We start from the raw sequence: 26,286 nt of genomic DNA, 5'->3' as shown, positions 1-26,286 counted from the left end.
ATTATGTATACAACAGATTGGAGCTATCCATGCGTCTAGCAGTCGCCCAAATCATCAGCAGCGCGGACCCTGCCGCCAACCTGGAGCTGATCCGGGACTACGCCACCCAAGCCAAAGCTGCCGGCGCGGAGCTGGTGGTATTCCCCGAAGCTGCCATGCGCGCGTTCGGGAACTCACTGACGGACGTCGCAGAACCCTTGGACGGACCGTGGGCGGAAAATGTCCGTGCCCTGTCCAAGGAACTGGACATTGCGATCGTAGCCGGAATGTTCACTCCCGGGAAGGACGGCAGGGTCCGCAACACCCTGCTGGTCACCGGCCCCGGCGTGGACACGTCCTATGACAAGGTGCACCTCTTCGACGCTTTCGGCTTCCAGGAATCCAGGACCGTGGACCCGGGAACCAGCCCGGTGACCTTCGAGATCAACGGCACCGTGTTCGGCCTGGCCACCTGTTACGACGTCCGGTTCCCCGCCCTGTTCACGGCCAACGCCCGCGCCGGTGCCCGGGTCAACATCGTCTGCGCCTCATGGGGCGCCGGCGAAGGCAAGGCAGAGCAGTGGGACCTGCTGGTGCGGGCACGCGCACTGGACAGCACCACCTTCGTAGTGGCCTGCGGCCAGGGCGACCCCGAGACCATCGGCGCTGGACCGGCGGGAACCGCCCCCACGGGCATCGGCCACAGCGCTGTCATCACTCCCCTGGGCTCAGCAGTAGCCGCTCTGGGCGGAAAGCCGGAACTCGCCGTCGTCGATATCGATCCGTCGATCGTGGACGAGGTGCGCACCAAGCTTCCGGTACTGGCTAACGCCCACCAATTCTGATCCACCTTGGAAGTGGCGATGGCCTGGTAAGTCTCCCCGGCTTTGCCAGCAAACGACGACGGCATGCCGCATCTTCCGTGCGGCACGCCGTCGTCGTTTTCCTTGGGTGGGAAATTCAGCCCACGCATGCGGTGAACCTGCGTTTACGGCCTTGTAACCTGCGGGCTGGGCGCGCGACGGCGGCTTCTCACCTTCGCTCCTGACCCCGCCGCCCGCGCACCAAGCAATCCAGCGGGCATCCATACCCTCTGGTTCCCCGCCGATGGCCGCCGTTTACACGGTCGCAACATTTTCGACACGGGGACTTCACACAGCCGCCCTTTCTGTAACGCCAGCGCAACTTTCAGGCGCGTTCCCCGAAACACACCACCCCAAAGATGGAGGGCGGGGGAAATGCGAGGGCCGGCAAGAGCGCCCCGCTTCGAGGCGCAACGCGAAGGGACCCGCAGGTGGAGATCACTGCCCAACATGTCTGGCTGATGATTTCAGCCGCGATGGTATTGCTGATGACGCCCGGGCTCGGCCTCTTCTACGGTGGCATGACGCGCGCCAAAGCAGCCCTGAACATGATCATGATGAGTTGCATCTCCGCCGGCATCGTCGGGGTGGTGTGGGTTCTCTGGGGCTACTCCATGACAACCGGCGACGGCGTGCTGGGCATCTTCGGCAATCCCTTCGCCAGCTTCGGGCTGCAGAACCTGATGGGTTCCCCGGACCTGATCAAGGCCGGGTACAGCGCCACCTTCGCCATCATCACGGTGGCCCTGATCAGCGGTGCCATCGCCGACCGCGCCAAGTTTGGCGCCTGGGCAGTGTTCGTTCCTGTCTGGGTCACCGTGGTCTACTGCCCGCTCGCCTACATGATCTGGGGCGGCGGCCTGATGAGCGCCGATGGAGCCATCACCGCGATTTTTGGGCAGGTCATCGACTTTGCCGGCGGCGCCGTGGTGGAGATCAGCTCCGGGACGGCCGCCCTGGTCCTGGCCCTGATTGTGGGCCAGCGCCACGGTTTCGCCAAGGATCCCAACCACCGCCCGCACAACGTCCCGTTCATAATGCTGGGTGCTGCCATCCTGTGGTTTGGCTGGTTTGGCTTCAATGGCGGGGCGGCGACGACTGCCGAACAGGCCGGCCTGATCTGGGTCAACACCCTGGTGACTCCCGCAGCTGCGATGCTCAGCTGGCTGGTCACCGAAAAGATCCGCCACGGCCACCCCACCTCACTGGGAGCAGCGTCAGGCGTGGTGGCCGGGTTGGTGGCCATCACGCCGTCCTGCGCCAACATCAGCCCAGTGGCCGCTATCGGCCTGGGCCTGGTGGCCGGGGCAGCCTGCGCCGTCTTCGTGGACCTCAAATACCTGTTCGGGCTGGATGATTCCCTCGATGTGGTGGGGGTCCACCTGGGCGCAGGACTCATCGGAACACTGGCACTCGGTTTCATCGCCCTTCCGGTAGACGGGCTGGGCGGCGGACTCTTCTACGGTGGCGGCTTCCAGCAGCTCGTAGCCCAGTCCGTGGCTGTGGTGATCACGCTGCTGCTGTCCGGGGTCGGGACCCTGGTTATTGGCCGGGCCATCAACAAAACAATCGGGTTCCGGGTCAGCCGCGAGGCAGAGACTGCAGGAGTTGATCTGTCCGAGCACGCTGAGAGCGCTTACGCGTTCGGGGAGCTGGGAGCCGCGTTCAACCCGGCGGGCCACGTCATGGCGCAGTCCTCCGTCCCTGCCGGTCAGTCAGCCAGGATCTTGTAGAGGGCCCGGCGGGTCTCGTCCAGCTTCTCAATGGCTGCTGCCCGCTGCTCTTCAGTGACACCGGTGCGGAACTGGTGAATTACGCCCATCAGCTTCCCGATGCTCTGGTGGAAATCCCGGTCCGGGTTGTCCGGCCCGGAGTTCCACGCAGCTTCCATCTCCTCTGCATGCTCTGCCACCCATGCCCTTCCGGCATCCGTGAGGGTGAATTCCGTTCCGCGGCCTTCGCTCAGCGCGGTAATAAGTTCCTCGTCCACGAGCTGCTGCAGTGTGGGATAGATGGAACCCGGGCTCGGCCGCCAGGCCCCTCCGGTCTTTTCGGCAATCGTCTTGATCAGTCCGTAACCATTTGAGGGCGCTTCCGCCAGGAGCGAGAGGATGGCCGAGCGGACGTCACCCCGGCTTGCCCTTCGCGGTCCGCGCCCAAACCCCGGCCCAAAACCTGGTCCAAAACCTGGTCCAAAACCGCCGCCGAATCCGGCTCCGAACCCGGGGCCAAAGCCACCGCCCCGGTGCCCGTGCGGTCCACGCCTGCCGCGGCCGCGTTCAAACCGGCCCCGATCCAAGTGGGGGCCTGAAAATTCGTCATGAGAAATGCCCTTCATCGTGGCATCGTCCTTTCGTCCTGTTAGTCTTCACTGCCGTTTTCGGCGATAGTTAACGATATGTCGTTAACTATCGCTGAGTCAATAAAAGAATTGACCAAAATATGATCTTCCACGTCTGGTTCACAGCCTCGGCAGCGGCGTAGTCTGGTGGCACTCTTCAAGCTCGAGGGCTGAAAAATGGCGAATAAAAAGAAGCGACGGCGTGGTCGCGGTTCCATTCTGGGAAGCATTTTCGGATTCCTCGCGGCGAGCGCAATGTGTGGGGTGCTCGCCGCCAGCCTGGTGGTGCCGTCCGTTGCGGCGGCAGGCTACGGCGTCACCACTTCCATCGGATTTTTCGAAAGCCTGCCGGAGGAGCTGACGGTCCAGCCGCCGTCGCAATCCACCAAAGTCCTCACCTCGGATGGCCAGCCCATCGCAACGTTCTATGCGGAGAACCGGGTCAGGATCCCGTTGGACCAGATGTCGCCCTACATCAAGGACGCCGTCATCGCCATTGAGGACAGCAGGTTCTATGAACATGCCGGCCTCGATCCCCAAGGCATCCTCCGCGCCGTGGTGGCAAACCTGACGAAGGGTGACCAGCAGGGGGCATCCACCATCACCCAGCAGTACGTCACCAACGTGATCAACGAGGCGAGGCTCTCGCAGGAGCGGCCGGATGAGGTGATCCTGAGCGGCCAAAAGGACATCGGGGACAAGCTGCGGGAAATGAAACTGGCTGTTGCCCTGGAGAAGAAGTTCACCAAGGAGCAGATCCTTGAGGGATACCTGAACATTGTGTTCTTCAACAGCGACGCCTACGGGATCGAGGCGGCCGCCCGCTACTTCTTCAGCAGCACCGCCAAGGACCTTACCCTTCCCCAGTCCGCGCTGCTGGCCGGGCTGGTAAACAGCCCCACGTTCTACAACCCCGCGCTTAACCCGGACAAGTCTGTCGTCCGCCGCGACCAGGTGCTCGGCGAGATGCTGCGGCAGGAGATGATCACCCAGGAAGAGCATGACCAGGCGGTAGCCACCCCCATCGAGCTGAAGATCAGCCCGGAACGGCAGGGTTGTGCGAATGCCACCATGGCACCGTATTTCTGCGACTACATCTCGCACCTCATCCTGAACAACCCCGCGTATGGGCCCACCCTGAAGGAACGGGAGAGGAAGCTCTACCGGGGCGGCCTCACCATCACCACAACCCTGGACAGCAGGCTCCAGGCCGCAGCCCAGTCACAGGTGGACGGTACGGCCGGGCCCAATCCGGACCGGTGGGGAGCAGCCCTGGTATCCGTCCAGCCCGGCAGCGGAAAGATTCTTTCGATGGCGCAGAACACGGTGTTCCTGGCCGAGCCAGGCAAGTTCGATACCCAACTGAACTTCAACGTGGATGCAAAGGACCCGCAGGGCAATGACCTGAACGGGGCGGGCGGCTTCCAGACCGGATCCACCATGAAGCCGTTTACCTTCGCCCAGTGGCTGAATGAGGGCAAGCCGCTGAACGCCGAGATCGATGCCTCGAAGCGCGTCTACCCCCTGGGTTTCCCCTGGCGTTCCAGTTGCGGAAAGGTGCTGGGCGCCTACAGCACAGCCCAGAACAACCCCGAACTGGGCGCGGCAGATGACCTCCAGAACGCCGAGGAGGGTTTCTACCGGAAGATGCCCATCAACTACGGCCTCTACAACTCCATCAATACCGCTACCTTCGCTTCCGCCACACAGCTGGACTTCTGCGGCATCCAGAAGATGGTGGACGCTGTGGGCCTGCACAGCGGCCACGACGGTTCCCCCATCAACATGCACCAGCTGGGCAACCTCCTGGGTGCAACCAATGTGGCACCGCTCCATATGGCCAATGCCTTTGCCACCTTCGCCAATGACGGAAAGTACTGCACACCCATCGCCCTGCTGGACGTAACTGACGCCGCCGGCGGGAAACTTCCGGCCCAGACCGTCGATTGCCGGGATGCAGTGAAGCCGGACGTGGCCCGTGGCGTGAACTCCGTGCTGCAGGACGTGATGAAGGTGGGCTCCGGGGTTTGGATCAACCCCAAGGTCCAGGACAAGGTTCCCGTGGCGGCAAAGACCGGAACCTCCAACAACAACGGGGCCACCTGGGTGGTGGGTTACACCACCGGACTGGCCACGGCTTCCTTCTTTGGGGACGCGTTGGAAGGCCAGAAGCGCCCAGGGCAAAACGTCACGATCAACGGCACGTTCTATCCCCGGCTGGATGGTTTTATGATCGCCGGGCCGCAGTGGGCCAACTACATGGTGAATGTGGCACCGCTGTATCCCGCCGCGCCGTTCCCGGGGCCTCCGCCGTCCATGTCGAGCCCCACGCCTCCGCCCACCCCGAAAAGCTGACTCAGGGCCGCCGGCTGGGAGCCGCTGACTGCGGGCAGCTGACTGCGGGCCACTGACTGCAAACCGGGAGTCTCTGGCAGGATTGGCGGGTGAAGAGGCTCGAAACCGAACGGCTGGTTCTCCGCCAGTGGGAGCCGGAGGACGCCGACTTTGTGCTGGATCTCTACTCGCGGTGGGAGGTACAGCGCTTCATCGGCAACCATCCACAGGTGATGCGGGACCGTGCCGAAGCCGAGGAGCGCATCCGCATCTGGCGGAGCATCGGCCAGCAGGACATGGCCCACCCCGTCCACGACATCTGGGCAGTGGAGCTGAAGGAACCAGCTACGCGGGCGACCCTGGCGGGGACCATGCTCCTGAAATCCATCCCGGCGTCCAGCGGAACACTGCCCCTGCAGCCTTCCGGTGATACCGAGATTGGGTGGCATTTCCATCCCGATCATTGGGGAAACGGCTACGCAACAGAGGCGGCAGCCGCGGTCCTTGCCTACGCATTGGACAGCGGGCTGGACAAAGTTGTGGCAGTCACGGCCCCGGCCAACACCGCTTCCCAGCGGGTCTGCGTAAGGATCGGCATGACGCACCTGGGCCAGACCGACAAGTACTACAACGCACTCTGCGAGCTTTTCGAGGCGAAAGCACCCCATCAAAGCAAAGCACCCGCCAAAATCCAGGCGGACGACGGCGGGCAGCACCGGCGTCGTCCGCCCGCCTGATCAGTAGGCCGGGCCCGAACCTTTCCACAGCCGCCGCCACCACGAGCGGGGCGCTTCCGGCTCCGCCTCAGCCTGGGGAACCTGCGAGGCTGCCCGGCGTTCGCGCCACCGCCGCACTTCCTCCTCCACGTCCCGGGTCTTGGTGATGACCGGCGGCCCGCCCTGAAGCTGGCGCCGCGCGTCGATGACCCGGCGGTTGAAATCCTGCAGGATGTCGCGGACCTGCTGCTCTGTGTACTGGGCATCGAGCTTGGCCTCCAGCTCGGTGTCCTCGGTGCGGAGCAGGATGGCCGCGGGACCGAGGCCGCTGATGTTTTCCCGCTGAATGAGGCCCTTGACCCACCAGTCAGGATCATAGGACTCCCCCAACCCCGGAATCGGTTTGCCCGCGTACTTGAGGTTGTCGAACTTTCCTTGCGCCATGGCATCCCGGACCAGATACTCCGCCCTGGCAGCATCACTCACCTTCCGGCGCTTCTCCCGCTCCTGGGCATCGAGGGCGTCAAGCGCCGCCTCCTCCTCGGCGCTGATGCCGGCTCCCCGGTAGGACCGGACTTCCGCGGCCCGCTCCAGTCGCTTCCGGAAGTCCTCCGCACCGCTGCCCATCGCTGCCACCGCCTCACGTCGGAATGATCCTTCCTTCCAGTATTCAGAAGCTTTTCGTCGGCTTCAACGCCAGCCGTGGATCACTTCGGGCGAGAGGTTTAAGCTGTTCAGGCCGGCCGATCAAAGAGGAGCACGTCCATGGATTCCAGCGGATCAGCAGAGCGGGCGGAAACCTTTCGCTGGATGGACCCCCGGGTGGGGCTGGCACACCTCCCGCGGATGTCCGGGCTGGAATTCCTCTCCGGAATGCGCGACGGGGCCATTCCGCGGCCGCCCATGGCAGCACTGATGAACCTGGCCCTTGTGGCAGTGGAGTCCGGGCGGGTGGAGTTTGAATGCCGGCCCGCTGAAGCGCATTACAACCCTCTGGGCGTGGTGCACGGCGGCCTGGCGTGCACGCTCCTGGATACGGTGGTCGGGTGCGCCGCCCACAGTACTTTGGCGGCAGGGTTCGGCTACACCTCCATTGACCTTTCCGTCAGCTATCTTCGCCCCATCACGGCCCACCACGGGATCCTTCGGGCCGAGGGAGCAGTGGTCAAGCAAGGGCAGCGCGTCATCTTTGCCGAGGGTCGCATTCTTGGCCCGGCCGGCGAGCTGCTGGCCACCGCCACGAGCTCGCTCCTCGTCATCGCCGCGGGCGCCGCACCAGGAACGCCCTAAGCGGACGACGGCGGGAGGTCCCGCCGTCGTCCGCTCTCTTGGGTTGTGGGCCGGGTTAGCTGCTCAGGCCTTGGCGTGTTCGGAAAGGAGGGCGTCGATCTGTCCGACGGCCTCCCGCATGCCTTCCTCCATACCCATCTGGACCATCTGCTCCATCTGCTCCTCCGACTCGAAGGAGGAGACGATCGTCATCCTGGTGCGGTCGCCAACGCCCTCCAGGTTAACGGTGGCGTGGGTGGTTCCCAGGGCATCCACTGGCTGGCCGTTGTCATCGGCAAATCCGTCGTCGAAGGCAAGCCTCTTGGGGCCATCGATGGTGGTGAAGCGCCACCAGCCGCGGGCCTTTTCACCCTCGGGACCGCTCATGTAATAGCTGGCCTTCCCTTCTGCGCGGAAGTCGAACTCCTCGAAGGTGGCCGGCCAGGTAGGCGGACCCCACCAGCGTTCCAGCTGGCGCGGGTCTTCCCAGATCTGCCAGACCCGTTGGATGTCCGCATCGAATTCTGCGATCAGCGTGAAGCTCAGCGCTTCAAGATTCTTGGTGGAACTGATTACCGGCATTGCAGAAACCTTTCCTTATCCTTCGGCCAGAATGTCAGCGATCCGGCCTACGCGCTGCTGCCAAATCGCCTCGTACTCATCGAGCAGCCGGCGGGCTTTCTGCAGCCCTTCATGGTTACCCCGCACGATCTGCTCCCTTCCGCGCTTTTCCTTGGTGACCAGGGAGGCGCGCTCCAACACCGCAACATGCTTTTGGACGGCGGCGAAACTCATGGCGTAAAGGCCCGCGAGGCCGGAGACGGTGTATTCTCCGACCGTCACCCGGCGGACGATATCCCGCCGTGTGGAATCGGCGAACGCCTGGAAGAGGCGGTCAAGTTCGGTTTCACGGAGCTGATCTACAACCATTTGGTTGTACGATAGTCCCGCTTGACACGGGTGTCAATGCTTCGTGGAATGCCTGTTTCCGCCCGGCAAGCTTCGTCCCGCGCTGTATCTTGTAGCCCATGGGCATTTTCCTGGCCGGTGCCGGACCGGACTACCATTCCTTTCCCGACGTGTTTGCGCGCTTCGCTAAGGACATCCCCGGGCGCCGCGGCCAGCTGCGCCGGATCGCCGTTGTGGTGCACCACCGTGGCGGCAACCCTGAAAGTGTGCTGCAGGATTACGCCGGGCCGCTTCAATCCCTGACCTCCTGCGAGGTGGTACCGGTCCTGCTCCATGCGGGCAGCCCGGCGGATCCGGCGGCTTTCGATGACGCTGACGCAGTGGTGGTGGGCGGCGGGCTGACCCCGGCATACCTCGAAGGGCTTCGGGGCTGCGCGGGTGCCATTGCGGCAAGAGTGGCCGACGGCGCCCCCTACCTTGGGTTTTCCGCCGGCGCCATGGTTGCGCCCCGCAGGGGCATTATCGGCGGCTACCGGATCGGGGGCGTCGAGGTATGCGGCGAGGAGTGCTCCGAGGACCTCGACGAGGTGGATGTACGCGACGGACTGGGGCTCGTTCCCTTCTCCGTGGACGTCCACGCCGCCCAGGCCGGCACCCTCAGCAGGGCCGTGGGTGCCGTGGCCGCGGGCCTCGTGGACAGGGCAGTGGCGGTGGACGAAAACACCGCAATTCTCCTGCCCGGTGCCGGCGACGTGGAATACGAAATGATCGGCCGCGGCAACTGCTGGGATGTCCGCAGCACGGGCACAGGGTGCAGCGTTTCCGTCCGCTCGGCGGGCAACTGAAACCAGTACCACAGGGCTGAGGGGACTGGGCCTACTACTCGAAGTGCGTATGGATACTGGTGCCGGACAACTGTTCGATCAGTTCGGTGGCGACGTCGCGCAGCTTCCGGTTGCGGTTGCTGGAGACCTTGGTCAGGATTTCCATTGCCTCCGACTGCGAGCACCTGTTCTGCGCCATGATTACACCGCAGGCCAAATTGATGGCGGTCCGGCTTTCCATGGCCGCCTCGAGGTCCTCGGCCCGGTGTTCTGCCGATTTGATGCGGACCGACAGCTGCAGCGTGCTGTGGGCGGCCGCAGCAAAGCCGAGAGCCTTGTCGTAGACATTCGGTGTGAAGACGCCGGGCTTTGATGCGAAAAAGTTCAGTGCGGCGCTGGCTCCTTCGCTGATCTCCAGGGGCACTCCCAGGGAACTGTAGACGCCCGCCTCGGCAAATTTCCGGCTCAGCTCCGGCCACCTCTGATCCGACGCGACGTCATCGATTATCACCGGGGACATGTCCCTGAGCGCCTTGATGCAGGGACCGTCGCCCACTGCCTGCTCCAGCTCATCCAGCTCGATCGCGCGTTCGCTGCTCCCCGCGGCAGTAGAGGGCTTGCGCCTCAGCTTGACGGTGACTGCGCATTCGATCTCGTCACCGGCCGCCTCCGAAACCGCCGCAGCCGCCAGCTTTGAGAGCCCGGAGAGAAATTCAGTTGCATCTTCCGTGCCCACCAGAATGCTCTGGAGCAGCTCTGCAGGTTCGCTCCCTGATGAATTCGACATGGGCCTATCCTATTCTCATCCGTCCGGGCGGGGGTCGATGGGACTGGACTGGGGAACGTTGTGTTGCAGTGCCGGGCCTCCGGCTCCAAAGAAGCCGAAGAAGCCTGGTGGACGGTTCCTCCTTACCCTGGCGCGCCGGGATTATGCGGTACGCAAGGACCACAAGCCCGGCGACTGGGCTGCCGTCGACGCTCGCATCCGGCGGTTAGAAGCTTGATGCCTATTCGGGGAGCTCCATCTGGAAACCGCATGGACAGTGCAATACCTGCGTTGTGAGGTATACATCCAAGGCGTCTACCAGGTCCTGGTCCGTAGTTGCAGGCGCATAAAGGCGGCGGAGTTCCGAGCCCGTCTTCTGCATGGGCTGCCCGCAGTGGATGTAGTGCCCACCCAAAGCGAGCACGTCCTCCGGGCTCCGGACCCGGTTCAGGACCGCGGCAACAGCAACAACGCCCGCCCGGTGGAGGTAATGGTTCCTGCACGTCCTGCAGGAGTAACCCACTTCCACGGAACCGCTGGCAGGAGGGGTGAGCGCCGCGATGGAGTGCAGGGCCAAGTGGCGGTCCGAGCCGCACTTGGTGCAGATGAGGGGATAGTCCTCAGCCTGCTCCCCCCTGACGCCGTTGTTGGGACCCTCGGGATGGATCGACATGGTCAGGCCGCAGCGGGGTAGCTGGACAGAATGTAGTCGGCAGCTGCCGGACCAACCATCCGGAGCCTGCTGTCATGAACATCGACGCCGGCCCGGTGCATTGCGGTGCGGAACGTAACGTCCGGTTTCGCTTCCAGGCCGTGAAGGAGGCACCAGCTGACGTACAGGCCGTAAAGGCAGTCCGCGGACATAGGACAGTCCGTATCGAATTCGGGAACTGTGGCTTCGGCAAGAAAGGTTGAGAAATGCGAGGCAGCCATGATGGCTCTCTTTCGCTGGTGTGCATCTGTCCGCCGTGTTGCTACAGCGGCTCCTCCTGATGGCCCTGCACTTGACCCGGAGGGGAAGCGTCCCGATAACGTGACGCCCGCCACTTAGAATCTACGCACTCGGCGCCCTGCTGTCCAGCAGTCCCGCACCCGTCGCTATTCGTCGAAGTGTGTGTGCAATTCCGATTCAGGTGAGACAGATTCGATGACACCTGCGGCCACGTCCCGCAGCTTGATATTGCGGCTGTTGGAGGCCGTCCTCAGGATTGCCATGGCTGCGCTCTGGCTGCAGCGGTTTTGCGCCATGATGACCCCGACGGCGATGTCGATCGCCGTCCTGGACTTCATTGCCGCCTCCAGGTCCTCCTTCGCGTCCTTCAACTGGGCCATGCGCAATTCAAGCCGGAGCGTTTTGGAGGACTGCTCGCAGAACAATTCAGCCCGTACGATGTCCGCCGCGGAAAATCCCTGGACCGCTGAGGAGTAGATGTTCAGGGCAGCAGTGGAATCGCCCTCGAGCTGCAGGGGAACGCCAAGAATTGAGCGGACACCCTGGACAGCCACCGCACGGGCGTATTCCGGCCAACGGCGCTCGTTCGTGACGTCGCCGACGTAGACGGTTTTTCCAGTCCGCATCGCCAAAAGACACGGACCGTCGCCGTGGCCATATTGCAGCTCATCCAAGATTCGCGCCCGCGTTGTACTGGAAGCCACTGTGACGGGCCTTTTCCGCCGCACCACGGTGACATTGCAATGGACGTCGCCCCCGGCCGGGGCCAGCATGGACGCCGAAAAGACGGCGAATTCCTTGAAGAAGTCCTGGGGGTCAGCCGTTTGCAGGACCAGATCCTGCAGGCGGGAAACGATCCCGTCCTCAGTTGCGGCATTGACTAAGGCGTCTGCAACGCGAGGGAAGGATTCTGCAGTGTCGGGCAAAGAATCTGCAGTTTCGGGCACAGCGTCCATGGCACTTCCTGAAGTTGGGCTACAACCGCATTCAGTTTTCGCATGCGGCCTTAAGACGCCCACTTCCAAACGTTCCCCCAGCCTACATCGATTTTCTGGACAAGCGGCAAACCGGCGTGCCGGACCCAGACATGGTGGTTGCGCCAGGGGCTATGCTGGATATGGGCCGGAGGAATTTTTCCGGTCCCGGCCCAGCAGGGGGCACTCCGAAGGACGGCAATCGTCCGACGCAGAAGGTTGGCTACCATGCCACAGCAGCTCCCCCTGGACGAACTCACCCTCGCGCTCGCGCGCATCAACGGCCTGCTCCTGACCGAGGAGAAGGTTGACCGCGCCGTTCAGTTGCTGGCCGAGGGAATTCGGGACGCCTTTCCGGGAAGTTCCGGTGCCGGGGTGTCGCTCCTGGACGAACACGGAAACCGAACCAGCACAGGTGCCACCGACCCTGTGGTGCTCGAGGCAGACGAGGCCCAATACGAGCTCGGGCAGGGACCCTGCCTCACAGCCTGGGCGACAGAACGCACCGTGCTGATGCACGACGTCGCCACTGATGACCGTTGGCCGCTGTGGTCCCAAGCGGTAAGGGACCTCTCCATCCGATCCGTGATCAGCGCTCCGCTCATGGCCGGCACCCGTTGCCTGGGAGCACTGAAGATCTATTCAACCCAACCGGGGGCGTACGACGCCGCCACCGCGCGGCCCCTGGAGAAACTCGTCGTCCCTGCCGCCACGCTGCTGGCCAACATCCAGAGCTCGGAAGCACCGAAGCGCTTCACCCAGGTCCTGACATCTGCACTGCTGAGCCGGGACACGATCAACCGCGCCCAGGGTTTCCTGATGCACAGGCACGGCCTGGACCAGGGCGCGGCCCTGCAGAGACTCCTGGAGCTGTCCAAGACCAGCAGGCAGTCGCTCTTCAGCGTCAGCACCGACATACTCACCGAAACGAAAAGCGGTCCTGATGACGGGTGACGGTGACCGAGGCAGGCCGGACCCTGGATCAGGACTCGAGCAGGAGCAAAGCCGGCTCCTGCGCAAGGCCCTGCACCACGCGGGCATCCGGCACGGGGATTTGTGGCTTCGCTACTTCAGCATCGGCGGCACAGTAGGCGAATACGAAGTGGACGCCTACATCCAGTCGCTGATGTCACTGCCACCGGACCAACGCGATTTGATAGCACACGCGGCGAATGAACTCATCGATGAATTTCCACCATTGCCCCGCGCACCGTACCTGGAAGACCTCATCCAGTAAGTAAGGAGCCCGAGATGCGAAACAACATGGGTCTTCCCAGGGCCACGGCCCTGGAGTCGGCCGCTTTCCTGCTCGACGTATTCCTGCCCACGGCCGCGAAGGGGCCACTCATCCGCAGGCCGAAGGCAGAGGCAGGTGCAGAACGGCTGGGACTGGACGACAGGGCAGTCCGCAGAATGGTGAAGCTTGCCCGGAAATACCGGCGGGGACCGCTGATGCTTCGCCTCCCCAGGCGCCAACAGGCAGTGGTGCTGCATCCGGAACACCTGCATTATGTGCTGGCCAACTCACCGGAGCCGTTCTCCCCGGCAAGCAGTGAAAAGAGGGCCGCCCTCGCGCACTTTGAGCCCCGCTTCGTTCTCATTTCGGAAGGGCCGGAAAGGAGCGCGCGAAGGGCACTGCAGGACCAGGTCCTTGACGCCCACAGCCCCGTGCACCGGCTTGCAGGATCGTTCCTGCCGATCGTCCGGGAAGAGTGCGAACAGCTGCTTCAAAACGTTGGAAACGGCAGCGCGTCAGAAAGCTTTGAACTCGATTGGGACGACCTCATCGAGGCCTGGCGCCGGACCGTGCGGCGGACAGTCTTCGGGGACAAGGCGCGCGACGACCACGAGCTGACCGGGATGCTCGCCGAGCTCCGGGGAAACGCAAACTGGTCCTTCCTCAAACGGCAGGACACCAAGCTCAGGGCAGAGTTCCTCGCCCGCGTTGATGACCGGCTGAAGACCGCTGAACCGGGAAGCCTGGCATTTGTGATGGCCAGCATGCATCCGGGCCAGGACGCCGCCCCGGTTGACCAGGTCCCGCAGTGGCTGTTCGCCCTGGAAACGTCGGGCCTGGCCACCTTCAGGACCTTGGCGCTCCTTGCCACCCATCCGGAACAGTTGGCCGCGGCCAGGGCTGAGGTACAGCAGGACGAAACGGAACGCCGGCACCTTCCGTTCCTGCGCGCCTGCGTCCTGGAGTCGTTGCGGCTGTGGCCCACAACGCCCGCAATCCTTCGCCAGACCACTCGGGAAGTCCAATGGCCGGACGGCGACATGGGAACCGGTTGCGGCGTTCTGATCTATGTCCCGTACTTTCACCGGGACGAAGACCACGTCCCCCAGGCGCATTCCTTCGTGCCGGAACGGTGGCTGGACCGCAACGATAGCGAGGACTGGCCACTGGTTCCGTTCAGTGCAGGTCCCGTATTCTGCCCCGGACGCCAACTGGCGCTGATGCTCACCAGCGCCATGCTCGCCTGCCTCATCGAGAAGGGCTCTTTTTCGCTGTCCTCGCGGCATGCCCTGGACCCGCAATCACGGCTTCCAGGTGAGCTCAACAACTACTCCCTGCGCTTCACCGTCGCGGGCAACCAACCGCATCCAAGCCCGGAACAGGCTTTCTAAACTGCCACGCATGGCCGCGGCGCCGCCGTCGTAAGTCCCTCAGGCTGGCCGTCCCTGTGAGCCAAGGGGCGGCGGCGAGCCCTTGGGCCTATGCTGGGACTATGGCGCAGCAACTTCCCCTGGACGAGCTCAGCACTGTGATCGCTCGCATTCAGGGGCTGCTGCTGACAGAAGAAAAAGTGCACACCGCAGTGAGGCTGCTTGCCCAGGCAGCCAAGGAGTCCGTTCCGGGCACCATCGGAGCGGGAGTCTCCCTCCTGGATGCACGGGGGCGCCGCACCAGCAGCGGTTACACGGACAGGATTGTCAGCCAGGCAGATGCCACGCAGTACGAGTGCGGGGAGGGTCCGTGCCTGACCGCCTGGGCCACGGAGGAACCTGTACTGGTCAGGGACCTCACGGAGGAATCGCGGTGGCCCGAATGGCGCAACGCCGTAGCGGGCCTGCCTGTGCGTTCGGTTGTCAGTGCTCCACTGGTCGCAGGCAAGGAATCCATCGGCGCCCTGAAGCTGTACGCTGCCACCCCGAATACCTATGACGAGTCCAGTGTTATCCTGCTTCAACTCTTTGCTGCCCCGGCCGCCACGCTGCTCTCGCACATCCAGGCCAGCGAGGCACCACACAGAATGACTCAGGGCCTGCAGGCGTCCCTGTACAGCCGCGACGTGGTGAACCGGGCGTGCGGCGTGCTGATGGAACGCCTGGGGATTAGCCACGAAGCCGCCCTGCATCGGTTAATCAAGCAGGCCCGCGACGAGAACACCGCATTGCAGCAGATCAGCGAACGTGTCCTGGCCGGGACGCCGGCACACGGGGCGTAGGAGCTGCCCGTGGGCTTTGATCCGAACGAACCGGAACAACGGCGCAGGCTGCGCTCCGCGCTGAAGGCCGCAGATATCCAGGTATCCGAGCTGTGGCTGAAATATTTCGGTATGTCCGGCGATGCGGGCGAATACGAGGTGGAAGCCTACCTGCAGGGGCTCCTTTCCCTGCCGCCCGTCCAGCGCGACCTGCTGGCGCTGGCCGCCAATGAGCTGATTGACGACCTTCCCCGCCCCCGCGCACCGTACTCCGATGATTTCGACGGCGGCGCCGCCTCCGGTCCCGAGGCGGCGGACAGCCGGGATGACGACACGAGCCGCCAAACCGGGCCGGACGAGTAGATCGCAACCTGCGGGCGTATCAATAGGTCCCGTACCGGCGTAGTGTCGGTAGTAGGAGATTTCGGGATATAAACAGATCCAGAGGTTGAATACTCAGGTCACCCGCGCAGAGAGCGGAGGCCGCTGGCCAGGGGCAAATGCTCACGGCAAACCCAGGGATCGAGGCCTCATGGCCCAGGACAGCAGACTTACCACTTCCGACCACATGCAGGATCTGCTGCTGGACACCCCTGAATTTCCTGAGTTCCTCCTGGGTCTCGCCACAATGTCCGCCTCGTTGGTTGACGCTGAGGGACAGGTGACGTGCACCATCACCGTGGAGCGCGACGGGGGCCCGGCAACGGTTGCCAGCAGCAGCGAGGCCGGCCGCCGGCTGGATGAAACACAGTACGCGTTCCATGACGGGCCCTGCCTGACGGCCGTGCGGGAGCAGCGCCTGGTATGGATTCCGGACTTGAGGGGCGACGCACGCTGGAGCGACTACCTGGAGGCAGCACTCCAGGAAGGCGTACGTTCCGTCCTGGCTGTCCCCATCCCCACCGAGCCCTTTTCCCGTGCCGGATTGAACTGCTATGCAAGCACGGTGGACGCCTTCACCGAGGAAACCAAAGGCCTGTTGGAGCAGCACGCGGCGTCCATGTCCCGGGTTCTGCGGATCGCCCTGCGGCTGCACGGCGCGAATGTGCATCCCGAGCACCTCCGCGCCGCGCTCAAGTCACGGGCCGTGGTGGACGCTGCGGTGTCCCTGATCATGCTCCAGCAGCGTGGCGGGCGGGAGGACGCCCTGGCGATCCTCCAGCTGGCCGCCAAGTCCAACAACCGGCGGGTCCATGACATCGCCAACGACATCGTCCGGGGAGCTCAGCTCCCGGCAGGCCGGTTCAACGGAGGGTAGGAATGTATACCGACGGGGGCGAAGGTTCCGAGCAACCGAACCGTGCAGCTGAAGAGCGGCGCGGCACAGCTGAACGCTTTCGGAACACCGATTTGCCGCTGGCCAAGTTGTGGACGTACTACTACGGGCTCGGTGGCGGCATTGATGAGATGTCCCTGGATGCCTACCTCCACGAAGCACTCGATATTCCGGCCTCACAAGTGGCTTTGATTGCCACGGCGATTACGGAACTAACGGAAGACGACCTACCATGACTGCTCACGATTCCAGCGCCGGCAGCTTTGACGCCGCACCCCCGGAAGTACCGCAATCGGCGTCGAACATTGAGCTGCGGCTGCAGGAGATGGTCCTGGACAGCCGGGACGTCGTCGGATTCCTGACGGACTTAGCGGTGGTTTCCTCTTCAAGGCTGTCCTCGCCTGACAACCGCATCCATACGGGAGTCACCGTCATCCGGCGCAAGAGAGCCGAAGCAGTAGCCAGCAGCGACGCGGCAGCCCACGCCTTGGACGAGTTGCAGAACGGGTTCGGGGATGGACCCTGCCTGACGGCGCTCCGGGCCGGAAAGACTGTCCTGGTATCGGACCTTGCCACTGAGCGGCGCTGGGCTCCGTACCTGAAGGTCGCCAGGGAGCATGGCGTTTCCTCCATCCTCGCGGTACCGCTGGACCTGGCCGGCGAGGCAGAAGCGGTCCTTAACCTCTATTCCGGCCGAAGCAACGGATTTTCCGAGGACGATGTGTCCACCGTGGAAGCCTTCGCCAGCCAGGCCGCAAGTTCGGTGCGGCTGGTGCTTCGCATCACCCAGCTCAGCGAGGCCAGGAGCGACCTCGCGTCGGCCATGCAGTCCCGCACCATCATCGACATGGCGGTTGGCGCAATTATGGCCGAAAACAGGTGCAGCCGGGACACTGCATTCCAGATCCTCACCAGGGCCTCCAACACCCGCAACATCAAGCTCCGGGATGTAGCGGCTTCCGTCATCAGGTCCATTTCGGGCGAGCAGCAGATCGTCACTTACTTCGACGAGTAGCGCCGCCCGGTTGCCCTGAGGTGACGAGTCTCACCTGCAACAATCCGCATATTGCTTGAGACTCCACCCGGCTCTGGGCACCATGGAAAAGCAGGGCTTGCGGCTTCCGGGCGACACTCCCGGCAATCCCGTGTGCTTGGTCACATCAGCCCTGTTACGGTTGCCAATCCCCAGAGCAACCTGCACCATGGAAGTACGGGAATGCGCTTTCCCACCTGCAGTCCGTCCTCACCGACGAGGACACGGTCCGGGCAATGAAGACTCCGGGCCGCCAACCGCATGAAATGGAAGTTGAATAATGACGTTCGATGCCAATGACTCCGTGACCCTGAAGATCTGGGACCGGTCGGCCCTCCACCACACCCTGGACACCGCCGTAAGCGATCTTTCCGCGCGCCACAACACCACCACCTGCCGCATTGCCGTCACCTGCAGCGGACCCAACACCTTTACGCTGAGCGTGCGCGGCGAAGACCGCGCGCTGGCCTCCGCCTAAGTCCACCACCGCTTAAGGAAAAGCGGGCGACGACGGGAGGTTCCGGCGTCGCCCGCTTTTCCCGCTTTTGCGGTGGTTCAGTTGCCGGCCGACCGGCCACGGGACAGCCCGGCGGGGAAGCCCACCAGCACCGGCTCCGGGGCTGCACAGCAGATGACCTCCCCGTCCGAATCAGCAGCGGCCGGGCCAGGAACGCCACAACTGCTGCCGGCGTCAGTGGAACACACTCCCGTTTCGGGGAGTTCGAGCTGGACAGCGTCAGCGGCTTCACGGTCACCGGCCAGGGCAGCCACCACGGACCGGACCTGCTCGTAACCCGTGGCGAGGAGGAACGTGGGCGCCCGGCCGTAGGACTTCATGCCCACGATGTAAAAGTCCTTGTCCGGGTGGGCCAACAGCTTTGCGCCGTGCGGCGGAACAGTGCCGCAGGAGTGGAACTCCGGATCGATCAGCGGGCCCAGCTGCCGGGGAGCTTCCACGGCGGGATCCAGGTCCAGCCGGAGTTCCCGCAGCATCTCCAGGTCCGGGCGGAAGCCGGTGCAGGGAATCACGACGTCGGCCTCCACAGTGCGGCCGTCCACCGCGTCCACGATCACGCCGGAAGGTGTGTCCTTCAAGGCGGCGATACCGAAGCCCGTCAGGAGTTCGATCCTGCCGGCCTCCACCAGGCGCCGCACCCGGGCGCCGAGTTGTCCCCGCGCCGGCAGGCCGTCCGCGTCACCGCCGCCATAGACCTTCTCGGCGGAGGCTCCCCGTACGACCCAGAAAATCCTGGTGTCCGGTTCGTCCTTCGCGAGCCCGGCCAGGCTGATAAGGGTGTTGGCAGCGGAGTGCCCGGCTCCCACCACCAGGACCCGGCGCCCCGCGAAGTCTGCCCTGTCCCGTCCCGTGACGTCGGGCAGGGGTCCTGAGATCCGGTCTCCCGCCGCGTCCTCGCCGAGCGCGGGCAACCCGGATACGCCCAGCGGATTGCGCCGTGACCAGGTGCCGGAGGCATCGATGACTGCCGCCACAGTATGGTCGCGGGTTTCGCCGTCTCCGTGCTCCACACGTACCAGGTACGGCGCAGCGTCGCGGTTGCGTACATGGGTTTTGTCCAGGCCCTGCCTGCTGATGGCAACAACGCGGGCGCCCGTCTGCAGCCGGGAGGAAATCTCCGGCAGCGCCGCCAGCGGGGTGAGGTAGTTGTCCACCAGCTCGCCGCCGTAGGGCAAAGCTGTAAGTCGGGGAGCCTCCCAACGGTGGGCCTCGAGCAGGCGGAGGGCGGCGGCGTCGAGGTTGAACCGCCACGGCGAGAACAAGCGGATGTGGCGCCACCGGTCAATGGCCGTGCCCGCCGTCGGGCCAGCTTCGAAGACCAGCGGCTCCAGGCCGCGCTCCAGCAGGTGGGCCGCGGCGGCCAGCCCCACGGGCCCCGCGCCGATCACGGCAACGGGAAGGGCCTTCGTTGATTCCATGCTTTCCTCTGTCTCATCCGTAGGTTTAGCGCTCGGGCGGCCCAACCAGGTAGCGCTAAGTGTCGTTTTGAGGCTCCAAAACGACACTTAGCGCGACCTAGTTGGGCTGGGCGGGAGTGGGTCAGCAGCAGTCCTGATCGTCGTCGCAGCAACCGGAGTCACCGCAGCATCCTGTCGTCATTCCGCTCACCCCCTCCCCCTGTTCCGGGTCCTAGCTGTGGGTTGGTTCCTCGACCAGGGCGGTGGCGATGCTGTCCGCATCCTCCAGCGCGGCGAGGTAGCGTTCGGCGTCCAAGGCAGCGGCGCAGCCCGTGCCCGCGGCAGTGATGGCCTGGCGGTACCGGTGGTCCACCGCGTCGCCGCAGGCAAACACGCCAGAGAGGTTGGTGACGGTGGTGGGCGAATCGACCTTGATGTAGCCGTCCTCGTCGAGGTCCACCTGCCCGGTCAGCAGTTCGGTGCGCGGCACGTGGCCGATCGCAACGAAAATCCCCGTGGCGTCCTGGCGCCGGGTCTCCCCCGTGCGCGTATCCGTCAGCGTCACCCCGGAGACCTTTCCGTCACCATGGATGGCCGTGACGGCAGAGTTCCAGGCGAAACTGATCTTGGGGTTGTCCTTGGCCCGCTGCGCCATGATCCGGGACGCACGCAACTCGCCCTTACGTACGACGACGGTCACGGACTTCCCGAACCTGGTCAGGAACATCGCTTCCTCCATGGCCGAGTCACCGCCGCCCACCACGACGATGTCCTGTTCCCGGAAAAAGAACCCGTCACAGGTGGCACACCAGGACACGCCATGGCCGCTGAACTTCTTCTCCTCCGGCAGCCCGAGTTCCTTGTATGCGGAACCGGTGGCAAGGATGACGGCCGGGGCACGGTGGGTTTCGCCGCCGCCGGTGACCACCGTCTTCAGGTGGCCCTTCAACTGGACCTCCGTAACGTCGTCGAACACTACCTTCGCGCCGAACTTCTCGGCCTGCTCCTGCAGCCCGTCCATCAGCTCCGGCCCCTGGATCCCGCCCGGGAAGCCGGGGAAGTTCTCCACCTCGGTGGTGTTCATCAGCGCACCTCCGGCCGTTACGGACCCGGCCAGCACCAGCGGCTCCAGGCCCGCCCTGGCAGCGTAGATGGCCGCGGTGTACCCGGCCGGGCCGGAACCGATAATGATCAACTGCTCCGTTGCGGCGTGCTGGTTGTTCGAGGTGATGGTCACGGCGGGTTCCTTTGCTTCAGGCGTTTGGGAAAAGGCTACTGGGCATCCGGGTGCTGTGCGTCTACCAGAGGCTTCGAATTCCTGCACTCACGGTCTTCCTGCGCGGACTTACTAAATCGATAGACGTCGATATATGAAGTATGGCCACCTATATCGACGAATGTCAATCTGTTGCATAATGGGGTGCATGACCTCCCTGCAGATTCTCGAACCCGAGGTGGACGTCTCCTGCTGCGCGCCGTCCGGGAAGCCGGCCCTCAGCGCCAAGGAGGCCCAGCAGAGGGCACTGGTTTTCAAGGCGCTGGCCGATCCGAACCGGCTCCGCCTGCTGTCGATCGTCAAAGCGGGGCAATCAGGCGAAGCCTGCGTATGCGACCTTACCGAGCCGCTGGACCTCGGCCAGCCCACGGTCTCCCACCACCTGAAAATCCTGGTGGACGCCGGCCTGCTCAACCGCGAAAAGCGCGGCACCTGGGCCTACTACTCCCTCGTCCCCGGCGCGCTCGACGAGGCGGCCGGACTCCTGGCGACGCTGTGAGGCAGCAATCTGCGGCGCAAGCCCAAGTGCATGACGCCGGCCCTGCTGACCTGCCCCGCGCGTCACTGAGCCTGATCCCGGCAGTGATGGTGTCGGCGTCGGGCTTTCTGTTGTTCGCCCGGGAGGACCGCCTCCCGGGCTTCCTCCTCCTGGCCGCCGCCCTGGTGCTGGCCGGGATCATCAGCCGCCGCCTTGTTATTGACCTGGCGCTGATTGCCGTGGGCCTGACCGCCATGAGCCTGGTTCCCATCACCACGGACATCAGCACAGAGCACATGGCCGTGATGGGTACCGCGATGATCCTGGCCGTGGGCATCCCCTACGCGGTTTCGCGGTTTGTCACCCGGGACCACGCCATCCGCTTCCCCGTCCGGACCGGCCAGCCGTGGACCAGGGCCGAAAAATGGTACCTGCCCGCAGTCCTGCTGATCGGGTACGCCCTGATGCCCGTTTACATGATCCGGACCGGCGTCTACAACAACTGGCCGGCCGTCAGCGATCCCGAGGGGATCGCCCGGCTCTTTTTGGGTACCAACGTGCTGGGGATCTGGGACGAGCTGTTCTTTATCTGCACAGCGTTCACGCTCCTGCGCCGGCACCTTCCGGACTGGCAGGCCAACCTGCTCCAGGCAGTGCTTTTCACGTCCTTCCTGTGGGAGCTGGGATTCCACTCCTGGGCGCCGTTTTTCATCTTCCCCTTTGCCCTGCTCCAAGCGAGGCTCTTCACGATTACGAAGTCGCTGTCCTATATCGTCAGCGTCCACCTGCTGTTCGACTTCGTGCTGTTCCTGGTCCTCATCCATGCCCACAACCGCGAATGGATCGACATCTTCCTGTACTGACGCCTTCTGCCGAATTGGGGTTTTCCTGCTCTGGACGTGAAGGACGCGGGAGCCCATAGTGGGAGCGTGCAGACACCTGATCCTGAGGTTGAGGCCCTGCGGCAGCGGGCGGCCCGCGGCGAGTCCGACGCCGTCGATGAACTGATTGAGCGTGCCGCCGAGCGGGGGGACCTGGACGAACTCCGGCGGCTGGCTGACGCGGGCAGCCGCGACGCGGCGGACCAGCTGGTGGAAACAGCCGGCGAGACGGGCGACCTCGATGAGCTCCGCCGGTTGGCGGCAGGAGGCAACCGGGACGCCGCCGAGGTGCTCGAAGAGCTTGAAGAGGAAGCCGGCGGCGAATAGAGCGGATGGAACCATGGGTGAAGTTGTAGACAGGTTGATGGCTGCCCTGAATGCCCATGACCTCGAGGCGGCGGCGGCACTCATCCACGAGGACTACCGCAGTGAACAACCCGCACACCCCGGCAGGGCCTTCGTCGGTCGGGCCCAGATGCACGCCAATTGGCAGGCGATGCTGGCTGGCATTCCCGATTTCCACGCCGAACTGCTCCGTTCGGTCGATGACGGCGACACGACCTGGAGTGAGTGGGCCTGGTCCGGAAACCGCACTGATGGCCAGGACTTCAGGGTCCGGGGAGTGACGCTTTTTGAGGTCAGCAACGGCAAAATCACTGCCGGCACGCTTTACCTGGAGGACGTCGAGCGTGCGGCCCTGAGTATCGAGGACGCCGTGGAGGGTTTCTCCGGACGGCGGCCGGATCACACCTGAGCAGGCGCAGCCTTCCCGAACCCGTCCCGCCACTGCCAGGCTCAACCCCCGGCGCTATTGCATGTAGATCCGCCCCTGCAGTGGCTCTTTTATGCCCAGCCGCGGCTCCCCTTCTCCCGCCTAAGGCCCCCATAGACCCCGCTGGGGGTTGACAGGTCGAGGCTTATGTCTAATGCTTAGACGAAAGTTTGTGCAGTGGCGCACACTCGATTGGAGCAGTCAATGAAAGACATGTATTTCCAGCCCAAGCACGCCGCAATGTCCCGCAGGAGCCTCCTCTTGGCCGGACTGGGAACGGCTATGTCGGCTCCCTTCCTGGCTTCGTGCGCAGGTTTTGACACGAGCGGCGCGGCTGCCGGGGAAGGGACTGTCGGTTTCCTGTCCACCCAGTTCACGCCCGTTGAGGAGAAGCAGCGTTACGAGGCCGTGCTGAAGAAGTTCGCGAAGGCACCCGTCGCCTACAACTCCGTGGATCCGGGCGTTTTCTCTTCCACCGTCAGCACCCAGGCTTCTGCCGGCAACGTCAAGACCTCCCTGCTTGGCGGGCTGCACGGCGAGCTTGCCCCCCTCGCAGAGTCCCTGGAGGACGTGGACAACCTCCTCCGCGATCTCTCCGGCCGCGGCTTCACCAAGGAGATGCTCGAGCTGACTAAAGTGGGCGGCTCCACATCCCGCTACGTCCCCTGGATGCAGGCCACGTATGTGGTGGCCGTGAACAAAAAGGCCCTTGAATGGCTGCCCTCGGGAGTGGACGTCAACGATCTGACCTACGAGGGTTACCTTGCGTGGGCAAAGGCGGCAAAACAGGGAGCCGGACGTCCGGTGTTTGGCATGCCCGCCGGCCCCAAAGGCCTGCACCACCGCTTCTACCAGGGCTTCCTCTTGCCGAGCTTCACCGGCGGCCAGATCACCACATTCCGGAACGAGGACGCCGCCACGGCCTGGACCTACATGCAGGAACTGTGGTCCGCCCTGACCCCCGCCTCCACCAACTTCGACAACATGCAGGAACCACTGGCACGTGGCGAAGTACTGGTGGGGTGGGACCACGTTGCGCGGCTGGTCAATGCACCGGCCAACAACCCGGATGAATGGTTGATGGTCCCCGCACCGCGAGGCCCCAAGGGCCGCGGTTACATGCTCATCATCGCCGGCCTCGCACTGCCGAAGAACGGCCAGGAAAGAGACCTGGCAGAGAAGGCCATCCGTGCCCTGTCCGAACCGCTGTCCCAGATTGAGACCCTGCGCAGCAACGCCTTCTTCCCGGTTGTCCAGACGGAACTCCCGTCAGACCTGACCGGCGCCATTGCCCTGGAAGCCGCGGCAGTCCGGCGGCAGCAACGGTCAGAAGGCGCCCTTCTTGCCCTTCCCCCAGTGGGGCTCGGCGCGAAGGAAGGCGAAGTATCCCAAGTCTTCAAGAACTGCTTCCAGCAAATCTGCCTGGAAAACCGCCCTATCCAGCAGGTCCTCGATACCCAGGCAACACAGCTCAATACCATCCTGCAGGGCCTTAGCGTTCCATGCTGGGCACCCGATCCGATCTCAACGAAGTGCGAGGTAGCGTAATGGCTGTAGAGGCACCACCCACTCCCGCCGGAACGCTGGCCCCGCCTCGCCGGCGCAAAATACCTCCCGCCGTCCTGCTGATCGCCCCTTCGGTGGTCTTTATGGCGCTTCTTCTGGGTTGGCCTGTCATCCAGGGAATCCTCCAGGCTTTCCGCGATGAAAACGGCTTCACCCTGGATTTCGTCACGCGGATGGTCCAGGACCCCTACTTCTGGCCCGCCGTGCGCAACACCCTGCTGCTCATCGTGGTGATGATTCCGCTGCAGTTCGCTTTCGCGATCGGCATGGCCCTGATGCTGCGGACCAATCCCCGGTTGCACAAAGTCCACTTCTTCGTCTGGGCCATCCCCCTGGCACTGAGCGACCTGGCAGCCGGACTTGTCTGGCTGGCGATCTTCAACGACCGCGGCTACCTGAACTCAGCCCTGTCATTGTTCGGCATTGAAGGCGGTTCCTGGCTTGCCTATGACAACCAGGCGAGCATGTTTATGTGCGTCCTGATCGCCGAACTCTGGCGGGCAACCTCGCTGGTGCTGATCATTGTGGTCGCCGGGCTCCAGGGCATTCCCAAGGACTACGACGAAGCCGCCCAGGTCTTCGGCGCCACGTTCTGGCAGCGGCTGCGGCACGTAACCCTGCCGCTGCTCAAGCCCAGCCTTCAGGTCGCCCTCATTCTCCGGACAATCCTGGCCTTCCAAACCTTCGCCGTGGCACAAGCCCTGACCGGCCAAAACTTCCCCCTTGTGGTGGGCGAGACCTACCGCTGGTACACCGGCCTGCAGAACCCGAACGTCGCCGCTGCGCTGGCACTGGTCATCCTCGTCGTCTCGATGCTGACGTCGATCTTCTACCTGCGGGCACTCCGCGACAAGAACCAGGGAGGGCTCCGATGAGCACACCAGTGGACACAACACCCATCGCCCGGCAGAAGCGCAACCGCTTCCTGCTGCAGGCTGCCTGCATCGCCGTCTCACTTTTTATGCTGATCCCCATCTACCTGATCTCGCTGGCGGCACTGTCCACGAGGGACTCCCTCAACCAGTTTCCGCTCTCGCTGCTGCCCACCAACCTGTCGGTGGAGACGCTCAACGCGTTCCTCGGGTCCACGGGCATCTTCGGGGCCCTGGGCAACTCGCTGATCGTTGGGCTGGGAACACTGCTCTTCGCCGCAATTATCGGGGTTCCCGCCGGCTATGCAATCGCACGCTACAGCTTCAAGGGCAAAGATCCCTACCAGCTGTTCCTGCTCTTCACACGCGCGCTTCCCATCGTGGTCCTGTCCGTTCCGCTGGCCAGGCTCTTCCTAACGGTGGACATCTACGACACGACGTACGCCGTGATCCTGCTGCATACCGCGCTTGCCCTGCCCACCACCATCCTCATCTCTGCCAGCGTTTTCCTTAGCGTTCCCATTGACGTTGAGGAGGCAGCCAGGCTTTTTGGCTGCACGCCGCTCGGGGCCTTCGGACGGGTGGTCCTGCCCATGGCACTGCCCGGCCTGGCAGCGGCGTCGATCTTCACCTTCGTTATGTCCTGGAACGAAGTCCTGGGCGCCTCCATCCTGACCCTGGACCACCGCACACTGCCGGCCCAGGTGCTTAGCTCACTGTCCGACTCACCGCTCGCCTACCGGTTCGCCGGCGGTTTTGCGCTGGTCATCCCGTCCATCATCTTCATTGCGCTGATGCGCCGTTACCTCACCAACATGTGGGGCTCAACCATCCGCTAGGTCCGCCCGACCTATCACCGCACT

32 protein-coding genes are annotated in these 26,286 nt (G+C 64.0%); 22 read left to right on the top strand and 10 right to left on the bottom strand.

Translation table 11 applies throughout. The features are described 5' to 3' along the window. Positions 1 to 29 precede the first annotated feature (29 nt). Both G6R19_RS14710 and G6R19_RS14705 read left to right on the top strand, forming a co-directional pair. The gene (locus G6R19_RS14710; RefSeq protein WP_163166213.1) at positions 30 to 824 is read left to right on the top strand and encodes a carbon-nitrogen hydrolase family protein; all 795 of its coding nucleotides are present in this window, start codon (positions 30 to 32) and stop codon (positions 822 to 824) included. A 449-nt stretch (positions 825 to 1,273) separates the two neighbouring features. Further along, a complete protein-coding gene (locus G6R19_RS14705; RefSeq protein WP_163166211.1) occupies positions 1,274 to 2,575 on the top strand; it encodes an ammonium transporter in 1,302 nt (433 codons plus the stop codon). On the opposite strand, the gene G6R19_RS14700 is transcribed toward G6R19_RS14705, so the two are convergent. Next, positions 2,554 to 3,180, bottom strand: a complete 627-nt coding sequence (locus G6R19_RS14700) for a PadR family transcriptional regulator (protein WP_163166209.1) — start codon at positions 3,178 to 3,180, stop codon at positions 2,554 to 2,556. The two genes, G6R19_RS14705 and G6R19_RS14700, sit on opposite strands and share 22 nt — an antisense overlap. Positions 3,181 to 3,360: 180 nt before the next feature. Between G6R19_RS14700 and G6R19_RS14695 the strand changes: the two genes are divergently transcribed. Both G6R19_RS14695 and G6R19_RS14690 read left to right on the top strand, forming a co-directional pair. Continuing rightward, positions 3,361 to 5,538: a transglycosylase domain-containing protein gene (locus tag G6R19_RS14695; protein WP_163166207.1), complete on the top strand. Its 2,178-nt coding sequence runs from the start codon at positions 3,361 to 3,363 to the stop codon at positions 5,536 to 5,538. Between the two features lie 89 nt (positions 5,539 to 5,627). Continuing rightward, positions 5,628 to 6,254: a GNAT family N-acetyltransferase gene (locus G6R19_RS14690; protein ID WP_163166205.1), complete on the top strand. Its 627-nt coding sequence runs from the start codon at positions 5,628 to 5,630 to the stop codon at positions 6,252 to 6,254. Here the strand turns inward: G6R19_RS14690 and G6R19_RS14685 are convergent, their stop codons facing one another. Continuing rightward, positions 6,255 to 6,860, bottom strand: coding sequence for a DUF1992 domain-containing protein (locus G6R19_RS14685; RefSeq protein ID WP_163166203.1), 606 nt, complete (start codon positions 6,858 to 6,860; stop codon positions 6,255 to 6,257). Positions 6,861 to 6,998: 138 nt separating this feature from the next. Here G6R19_RS14685 and G6R19_RS14680 point away from each other — a divergent pair, with 138 nt between their 5' ends. Continuing rightward, on the top strand, positions 6,999 to 7,523 hold the full coding sequence (locus G6R19_RS14680) for a PaaI family thioesterase (protein WP_163166201.1): 525 nt from the start codon (positions 6,999 to 7,001) through the stop codon (positions 7,521 to 7,523). Between the two features lie 63 nt (positions 7,524 to 7,586). Here G6R19_RS14680 and G6R19_RS14675 read toward each other — a convergent pair whose 3' ends face one another. Further along, a complete protein-coding gene (locus tag G6R19_RS14675; protein WP_163166199.1) occupies positions 7,587 to 8,084 on the bottom strand; it encodes an SRPBCC domain-containing protein in 498 nt (165 codons plus the stop codon). 15 nt (positions 8,085 to 8,099) lie between these two features. After that, positions 8,100 to 8,432, bottom strand: coding sequence for a metalloregulator ArsR/SmtB family transcription factor (locus G6R19_RS14670; protein ID WP_163166197.1), 333 nt, complete (start codon positions 8,430 to 8,432; stop codon positions 8,100 to 8,102). Between the two features lie 98 nt (positions 8,433 to 8,530). Here G6R19_RS14670 and G6R19_RS14665 point away from each other — a divergent pair, with 98 nt between their 5' ends. Further along, positions 8,531 to 9,256, top strand: a complete 726-nt coding sequence (locus tag G6R19_RS14665; protein ID WP_163166195.1) for a Type 1 glutamine amidotransferase-like domain-containing protein — start codon at positions 8,531 to 8,533, stop codon at positions 9,254 to 9,256. A gap of 34 nt (positions 9,257 to 9,290) precedes the next feature. On the opposite strand, the gene G6R19_RS14660 is transcribed toward G6R19_RS14665, so the two are convergent. The 4 genes from G6R19_RS14660 to G6R19_RS14645 all read right to left on the bottom strand — a co-directional run bounded on the left by G6R19_RS14660 (position 9,291) and on the right by G6R19_RS14645 (position 11,909). Then, a complete protein-coding gene (locus tag G6R19_RS14660) occupies positions 9,291 to 10,022 on the bottom strand; it encodes a GAF and ANTAR domain-containing protein (RefSeq protein WP_163166193.1) in 732 nt (243 codons plus the stop codon). 220 nt (positions 10,023 to 10,242) lie between these two features. Continuing rightward, on the bottom strand, positions 10,243 to 10,674 hold the full coding sequence (locus G6R19_RS14655) for a hypothetical protein (RefSeq protein WP_163166191.1): 432 nt from the start codon (positions 10,672 to 10,674) through the stop codon (positions 10,243 to 10,245). Positions 10,675 to 10,676: 2 nt separating this feature from the next. After that, a complete protein-coding gene (locus G6R19_RS14650; protein WP_163166189.1) occupies positions 10,677 to 10,934 on the bottom strand; it encodes a hypothetical protein in 258 nt (85 codons plus the stop codon). 165 nt (positions 10,935 to 11,099) lie between these two features. After that, positions 11,100 to 11,909 (bottom strand): GAF and ANTAR domain-containing protein, encoded by an 810-nt coding sequence (locus tag G6R19_RS14645; protein ID WP_163166187.1) that lies wholly within the window; start codon positions 11,907 to 11,909, stop codon positions 11,100 to 11,102. Between the two features lie 246 nt (positions 11,910 to 12,155). Here G6R19_RS14645 and G6R19_RS14640 point away from each other — a divergent pair, with 246 nt between their 5' ends. The 9 genes from G6R19_RS14640 to G6R19_RS14600 all read left to right on the top strand — a co-directional run bounded on the left by G6R19_RS14640 (position 12,156) and on the right by G6R19_RS14600 (position 18,142). Further along, positions 12,156 to 12,881: a GAF and ANTAR domain-containing protein gene (locus G6R19_RS14640; protein ID WP_163166185.1), complete on the top strand. Its 726-nt coding sequence runs from the start codon at positions 12,156 to 12,158 to the stop codon at positions 12,879 to 12,881. After that, a complete protein-coding gene (locus G6R19_RS14635) occupies positions 12,871 to 13,164 on the top strand; it encodes a hypothetical protein (protein WP_240341899.1) in 294 nt (97 codons plus the stop codon). Before G6R19_RS14640 ends, G6R19_RS14635 begins: the two co-directional genes overlap by 11 nt. Positions 13,165 to 13,178: 14 nt before the next feature. Continuing rightward, positions 13,179 to 14,555, top strand: coding sequence for a cytochrome P450 (locus G6R19_RS14630; protein WP_163166183.1), 1,377 nt, complete (start codon positions 13,179 to 13,181; stop codon positions 14,553 to 14,555). A 101-nt stretch (positions 14,556 to 14,656) separates the two neighbouring features. Further along, on the top strand, positions 14,657 to 15,376 hold the full coding sequence (locus tag G6R19_RS14625; protein ID WP_163166181.1) for a GAF and ANTAR domain-containing protein: 720 nt from the start codon (positions 14,657 to 14,659) through the stop codon (positions 15,374 to 15,376). A 9-nt stretch (positions 15,377 to 15,385) separates the two neighbouring features. After that, entirely contained in the window at positions 15,386 to 15,718 is a 333-nt protein-coding gene (locus G6R19_RS14620) for a hypothetical protein (protein ID WP_163166173.1), read from the top strand. A 169-nt stretch (positions 15,719 to 15,887) separates the two neighbouring features. Continuing rightward, positions 15,888 to 16,613, top strand: coding sequence for a GAF and ANTAR domain-containing protein (locus tag G6R19_RS14615; protein ID WP_163166171.1), 726 nt, complete (start codon positions 15,888 to 15,890; stop codon positions 16,611 to 16,613). A gap of 2 nt (positions 16,614 to 16,615) precedes the next feature. Beyond that, on the top strand, positions 16,616 to 16,867 hold the full coding sequence (locus G6R19_RS14610) for a hypothetical protein (RefSeq protein ID WP_163166169.1): 252 nt from the start codon (positions 16,616 to 16,618) through the stop codon (positions 16,865 to 16,867). Next, positions 16,864 to 17,646, top strand: a complete 783-nt coding sequence (locus G6R19_RS14605; RefSeq protein WP_163166167.1) for a GAF and ANTAR domain-containing protein — start codon at positions 16,864 to 16,866, stop codon at positions 17,644 to 17,646. Before G6R19_RS14610 ends, G6R19_RS14605 begins: the two co-directional genes overlap by 4 nt. 298 nt (positions 17,647 to 17,944) lie before the next feature. After that, on the top strand, positions 17,945 to 18,142 hold the full coding sequence (locus tag G6R19_RS14600; protein ID WP_163166165.1) for a hypothetical protein: 198 nt from the start codon (positions 17,945 to 17,947) through the stop codon (positions 18,140 to 18,142). 77 nt (positions 18,143 to 18,219) lie between these two features. Here G6R19_RS14600 and G6R19_RS14595 read toward each other — a convergent pair whose 3' ends face one another. Both G6R19_RS14595 and trxB read right to left on the bottom strand, forming a co-directional pair. Next, on the bottom strand, positions 18,220 to 19,599 hold the full coding sequence (locus G6R19_RS14595) for an FAD-dependent oxidoreductase (protein WP_163166163.1): 1,380 nt from the start codon (positions 19,597 to 19,599) through the stop codon (positions 18,220 to 18,222). 211 nt (positions 19,600 to 19,810) lie between these two features. After that, complete coding sequence (gene trxB, locus G6R19_RS14590) at positions 19,811 to 20,815, bottom strand: thioredoxin-disulfide reductase (protein WP_205484450.1); 1,005 nt, start codon at positions 20,813 to 20,815, stop codon at positions 19,811 to 19,813. A gap of 187 nt (positions 20,816 to 21,002) precedes the next feature. On the opposite strand from trxB, the gene G6R19_RS14585 reads away from it, so the two are divergent. From G6R19_RS14585 to G6R19_RS14555, 7 genes are all read left to right on the top strand, one after another. After that, positions 21,003 to 21,353 carry a metalloregulator ArsR/SmtB family transcription factor gene (locus G6R19_RS14585; protein ID WP_163166161.1) on the top strand — a complete coding sequence of 117 codons (351 nt, stop codon included), beginning with the start codon at positions 21,003 to 21,005 and terminating at the stop codon, positions 21,351 to 21,353. Between the two features lie 86 nt (positions 21,354 to 21,439). Continuing rightward, positions 21,440 to 22,195, top strand: coding sequence for a CPBP family intramembrane metalloprotease (locus G6R19_RS14580; RefSeq protein WP_240341900.1), 756 nt, complete (start codon positions 21,440 to 21,442; stop codon positions 22,193 to 22,195). Positions 22,196 to 22,261: 66 nt separating this feature from the next. After that, positions 22,262 to 22,540 carry a hypothetical protein gene (locus G6R19_RS14575; RefSeq protein ID WP_163166159.1) on the top strand — a complete coding sequence of 93 codons (279 nt, stop codon included), beginning with the start codon at positions 22,262 to 22,264 and terminating at the stop codon, positions 22,538 to 22,540. Positions 22,541 to 22,553: 13 nt separating this feature from the next. Further along, positions 22,554 to 22,967 (top strand): nuclear transport factor 2 family protein, encoded by a 414-nt coding sequence (locus tag G6R19_RS14570; RefSeq protein ID WP_163166157.1) that lies wholly within the window; start codon positions 22,554 to 22,556, stop codon positions 22,965 to 22,967. 222 nt (positions 22,968 to 23,189) lie between these two features. Beyond that, on the top strand, positions 23,190 to 24,533 hold the full coding sequence (locus G6R19_RS14565; protein ID WP_205484448.1) for an ABC transporter substrate-binding protein: 1,344 nt from the start codon (positions 23,190 to 23,192) through the stop codon (positions 24,531 to 24,533). Next, entirely contained in the window at positions 24,533 to 25,426 is an 894-nt protein-coding gene (locus G6R19_RS14560) for a sugar ABC transporter permease (RefSeq protein WP_163166155.1), read from the top strand. The genes G6R19_RS14565 and G6R19_RS14560 overlap by 1 nt, the downstream gene beginning before the upstream one ends. After that, complete coding sequence (locus G6R19_RS14555; RefSeq protein WP_163166153.1) at positions 25,423 to 26,262, top strand: carbohydrate ABC transporter permease; 840 nt, start codon at positions 25,423 to 25,425, stop codon at positions 26,260 to 26,262. Before G6R19_RS14560 ends, G6R19_RS14555 begins: the two co-directional genes overlap by 4 nt. The last annotated feature ends 24 nt before the right edge of the window (positions 26,263 to 26,286 follow it).

Source organism: Arthrobacter sp. Alg241-R88 (genome assembly GCF_900537115.1).
In the GTDB taxonomy this organism is placed as follows: Bacteria; Actinomycetota; Actinomycetes; order Actinomycetales; family Micrococcaceae; genus Arthrobacter.
This window is presented reverse-complemented; position numbering and strand designations above follow the sequence as displayed.

Coding starts and splice junctions, on each gene's coding strand:
- G6R19_RS14710 (WP_163166213.1), top strand. CDS start 30: ATGCGTCTAGCAGTCGCCCAAATCATCAGCAGCGCGGACCCTGCCGCC.
- G6R19_RS14700 (WP_163166209.1), bottom strand. CDS start 3,180: ATGAAGGGCATTTCTCATGACGAATTTTCAGGCCCCCACTTGGATCGG.
- G6R19_RS14695 (WP_163166207.1), top strand. CDS start 3,361: ATGGCGAATAAAAAGAAGCGACGGCGTGGTCGCGGTTCCATTCTGGGA.
- G6R19_RS14685 (WP_163166203.1), bottom strand. CDS start 6,860: ATGGGCAGCGGTGCGGAGGACTTCCGGAAGCGACTGGAGCGGGCCGCG.
- G6R19_RS14680 (WP_163166201.1), top strand. CDS start 6,999: ATGGATTCCAGCGGATCAGCAGAGCGGGCGGAAACCTTTCGCTGGATG.
- G6R19_RS14675 (WP_163166199.1), bottom strand. CDS start 8,084: ATGCCGGTAATCAGTTCCACCAAGAATCTTGAAGCGCTGAGCTTCACG.
- G6R19_RS14670 (WP_163166197.1), bottom strand. CDS start 8,432: ATGGTTGTAGATCAGCTCCGTGAAACCGAACTTGACCGCCTCTTCCAG.
- G6R19_RS14665 (WP_163166195.1), top strand. CDS start 8,531: ATGGGCATTTTCCTGGCCGGTGCCGGACCGGACTACCATTCCTTTCCC.
- G6R19_RS14660 (WP_163166193.1), bottom strand. CDS start 10,022: ATGTCGAATTCATCAGGGAGCGAACCTGCAGAGCTGCTCCAGAGCATT.
- G6R19_RS14655 (WP_163166191.1), bottom strand. CDS start 10,674: ATGTCGATCCATCCCGAGGGTCCCAACAACGGCGTCAGGGGGGAGCAG.
- G6R19_RS14650 (WP_163166189.1), bottom strand. CDS start 10,934: ATGGCTGCCTCGCATTTCTCAACCTTTCTTGCCGAAGCCACAGTTCCC.
- G6R19_RS14645 (WP_163166187.1), bottom strand. CDS start 11,909: ATGGACGCTGTGCCCGAAACTGCAGATTCTTTGCCCGACACTGCAGAA.
- G6R19_RS14640 (WP_163166185.1), top strand. CDS start 12,156: ATGCCACAGCAGCTCCCCCTGGACGAACTCACCCTCGCGCTCGCGCGC.
- G6R19_RS14635 (WP_240341899.1), top strand. CDS start 12,871: ATGACGGGTGACGGTGACCGAGGCAGGCCGGACCCTGGATCAGGACTC.
- G6R19_RS14630 (WP_163166183.1), top strand. CDS start 13,179: ATGCGAAACAACATGGGTCTTCCCAGGGCCACGGCCCTGGAGTCGGCC.
- G6R19_RS14625 (WP_163166181.1), top strand. CDS start 14,657: ATGGCGCAGCAACTTCCCCTGGACGAGCTCAGCACTGTGATCGCTCGC.
- G6R19_RS14615 (WP_163166171.1), top strand. CDS start 15,888: ATGGCCCAGGACAGCAGACTTACCACTTCCGACCACATGCAGGATCTG.
- G6R19_RS14610 (WP_163166169.1), top strand. CDS start 16,616: ATGTATACCGACGGGGGCGAAGGTTCCGAGCAACCGAACCGTGCAGCT.
- G6R19_RS14605 (WP_163166167.1), top strand. CDS start 16,864: ATGACTGCTCACGATTCCAGCGCCGGCAGCTTTGACGCCGCACCCCCG.
- G6R19_RS14600 (WP_163166165.1), top strand. CDS start 17,945: ATGACGTTCGATGCCAATGACTCCGTGACCCTGAAGATCTGGGACCGG.
- G6R19_RS14595 (WP_163166163.1), bottom strand. CDS start 19,599: ATGGAATCAACGAAGGCCCTTCCCGTTGCCGTGATCGGCGCGGGGCCC.
- G6R19_RS14585 (WP_163166161.1), top strand. CDS start 21,003: ATGACCTCCCTGCAGATTCTCGAACCCGAGGTGGACGTCTCCTGCTGC.
- G6R19_RS14580 (WP_240341900.1), top strand. CDS start 21,440: ATGGTGTCGGCGTCGGGCTTTCTGTTGTTCGCCCGGGAGGACCGCCTC.
- G6R19_RS14570 (WP_163166157.1), top strand. CDS start 22,554: ATGGGTGAAGTTGTAGACAGGTTGATGGCTGCCCTGAATGCCCATGAC.
- G6R19_RS14565 (WP_205484448.1), top strand. CDS start 23,190: ATGAAAGACATGTATTTCCAGCCCAAGCACGCCGCAATGTCCCGCAGG.
- G6R19_RS14560 (WP_163166155.1), top strand. CDS start 24,533: ATGGCTGTAGAGGCACCACCCACTCCCGCCGGAACGCTGGCCCCGCCT.
- G6R19_RS14555 (WP_163166153.1), top strand. CDS start 25,423: ATGAGCACACCAGTGGACACAACACCCATCGCCCGGCAGAAGCGCAAC.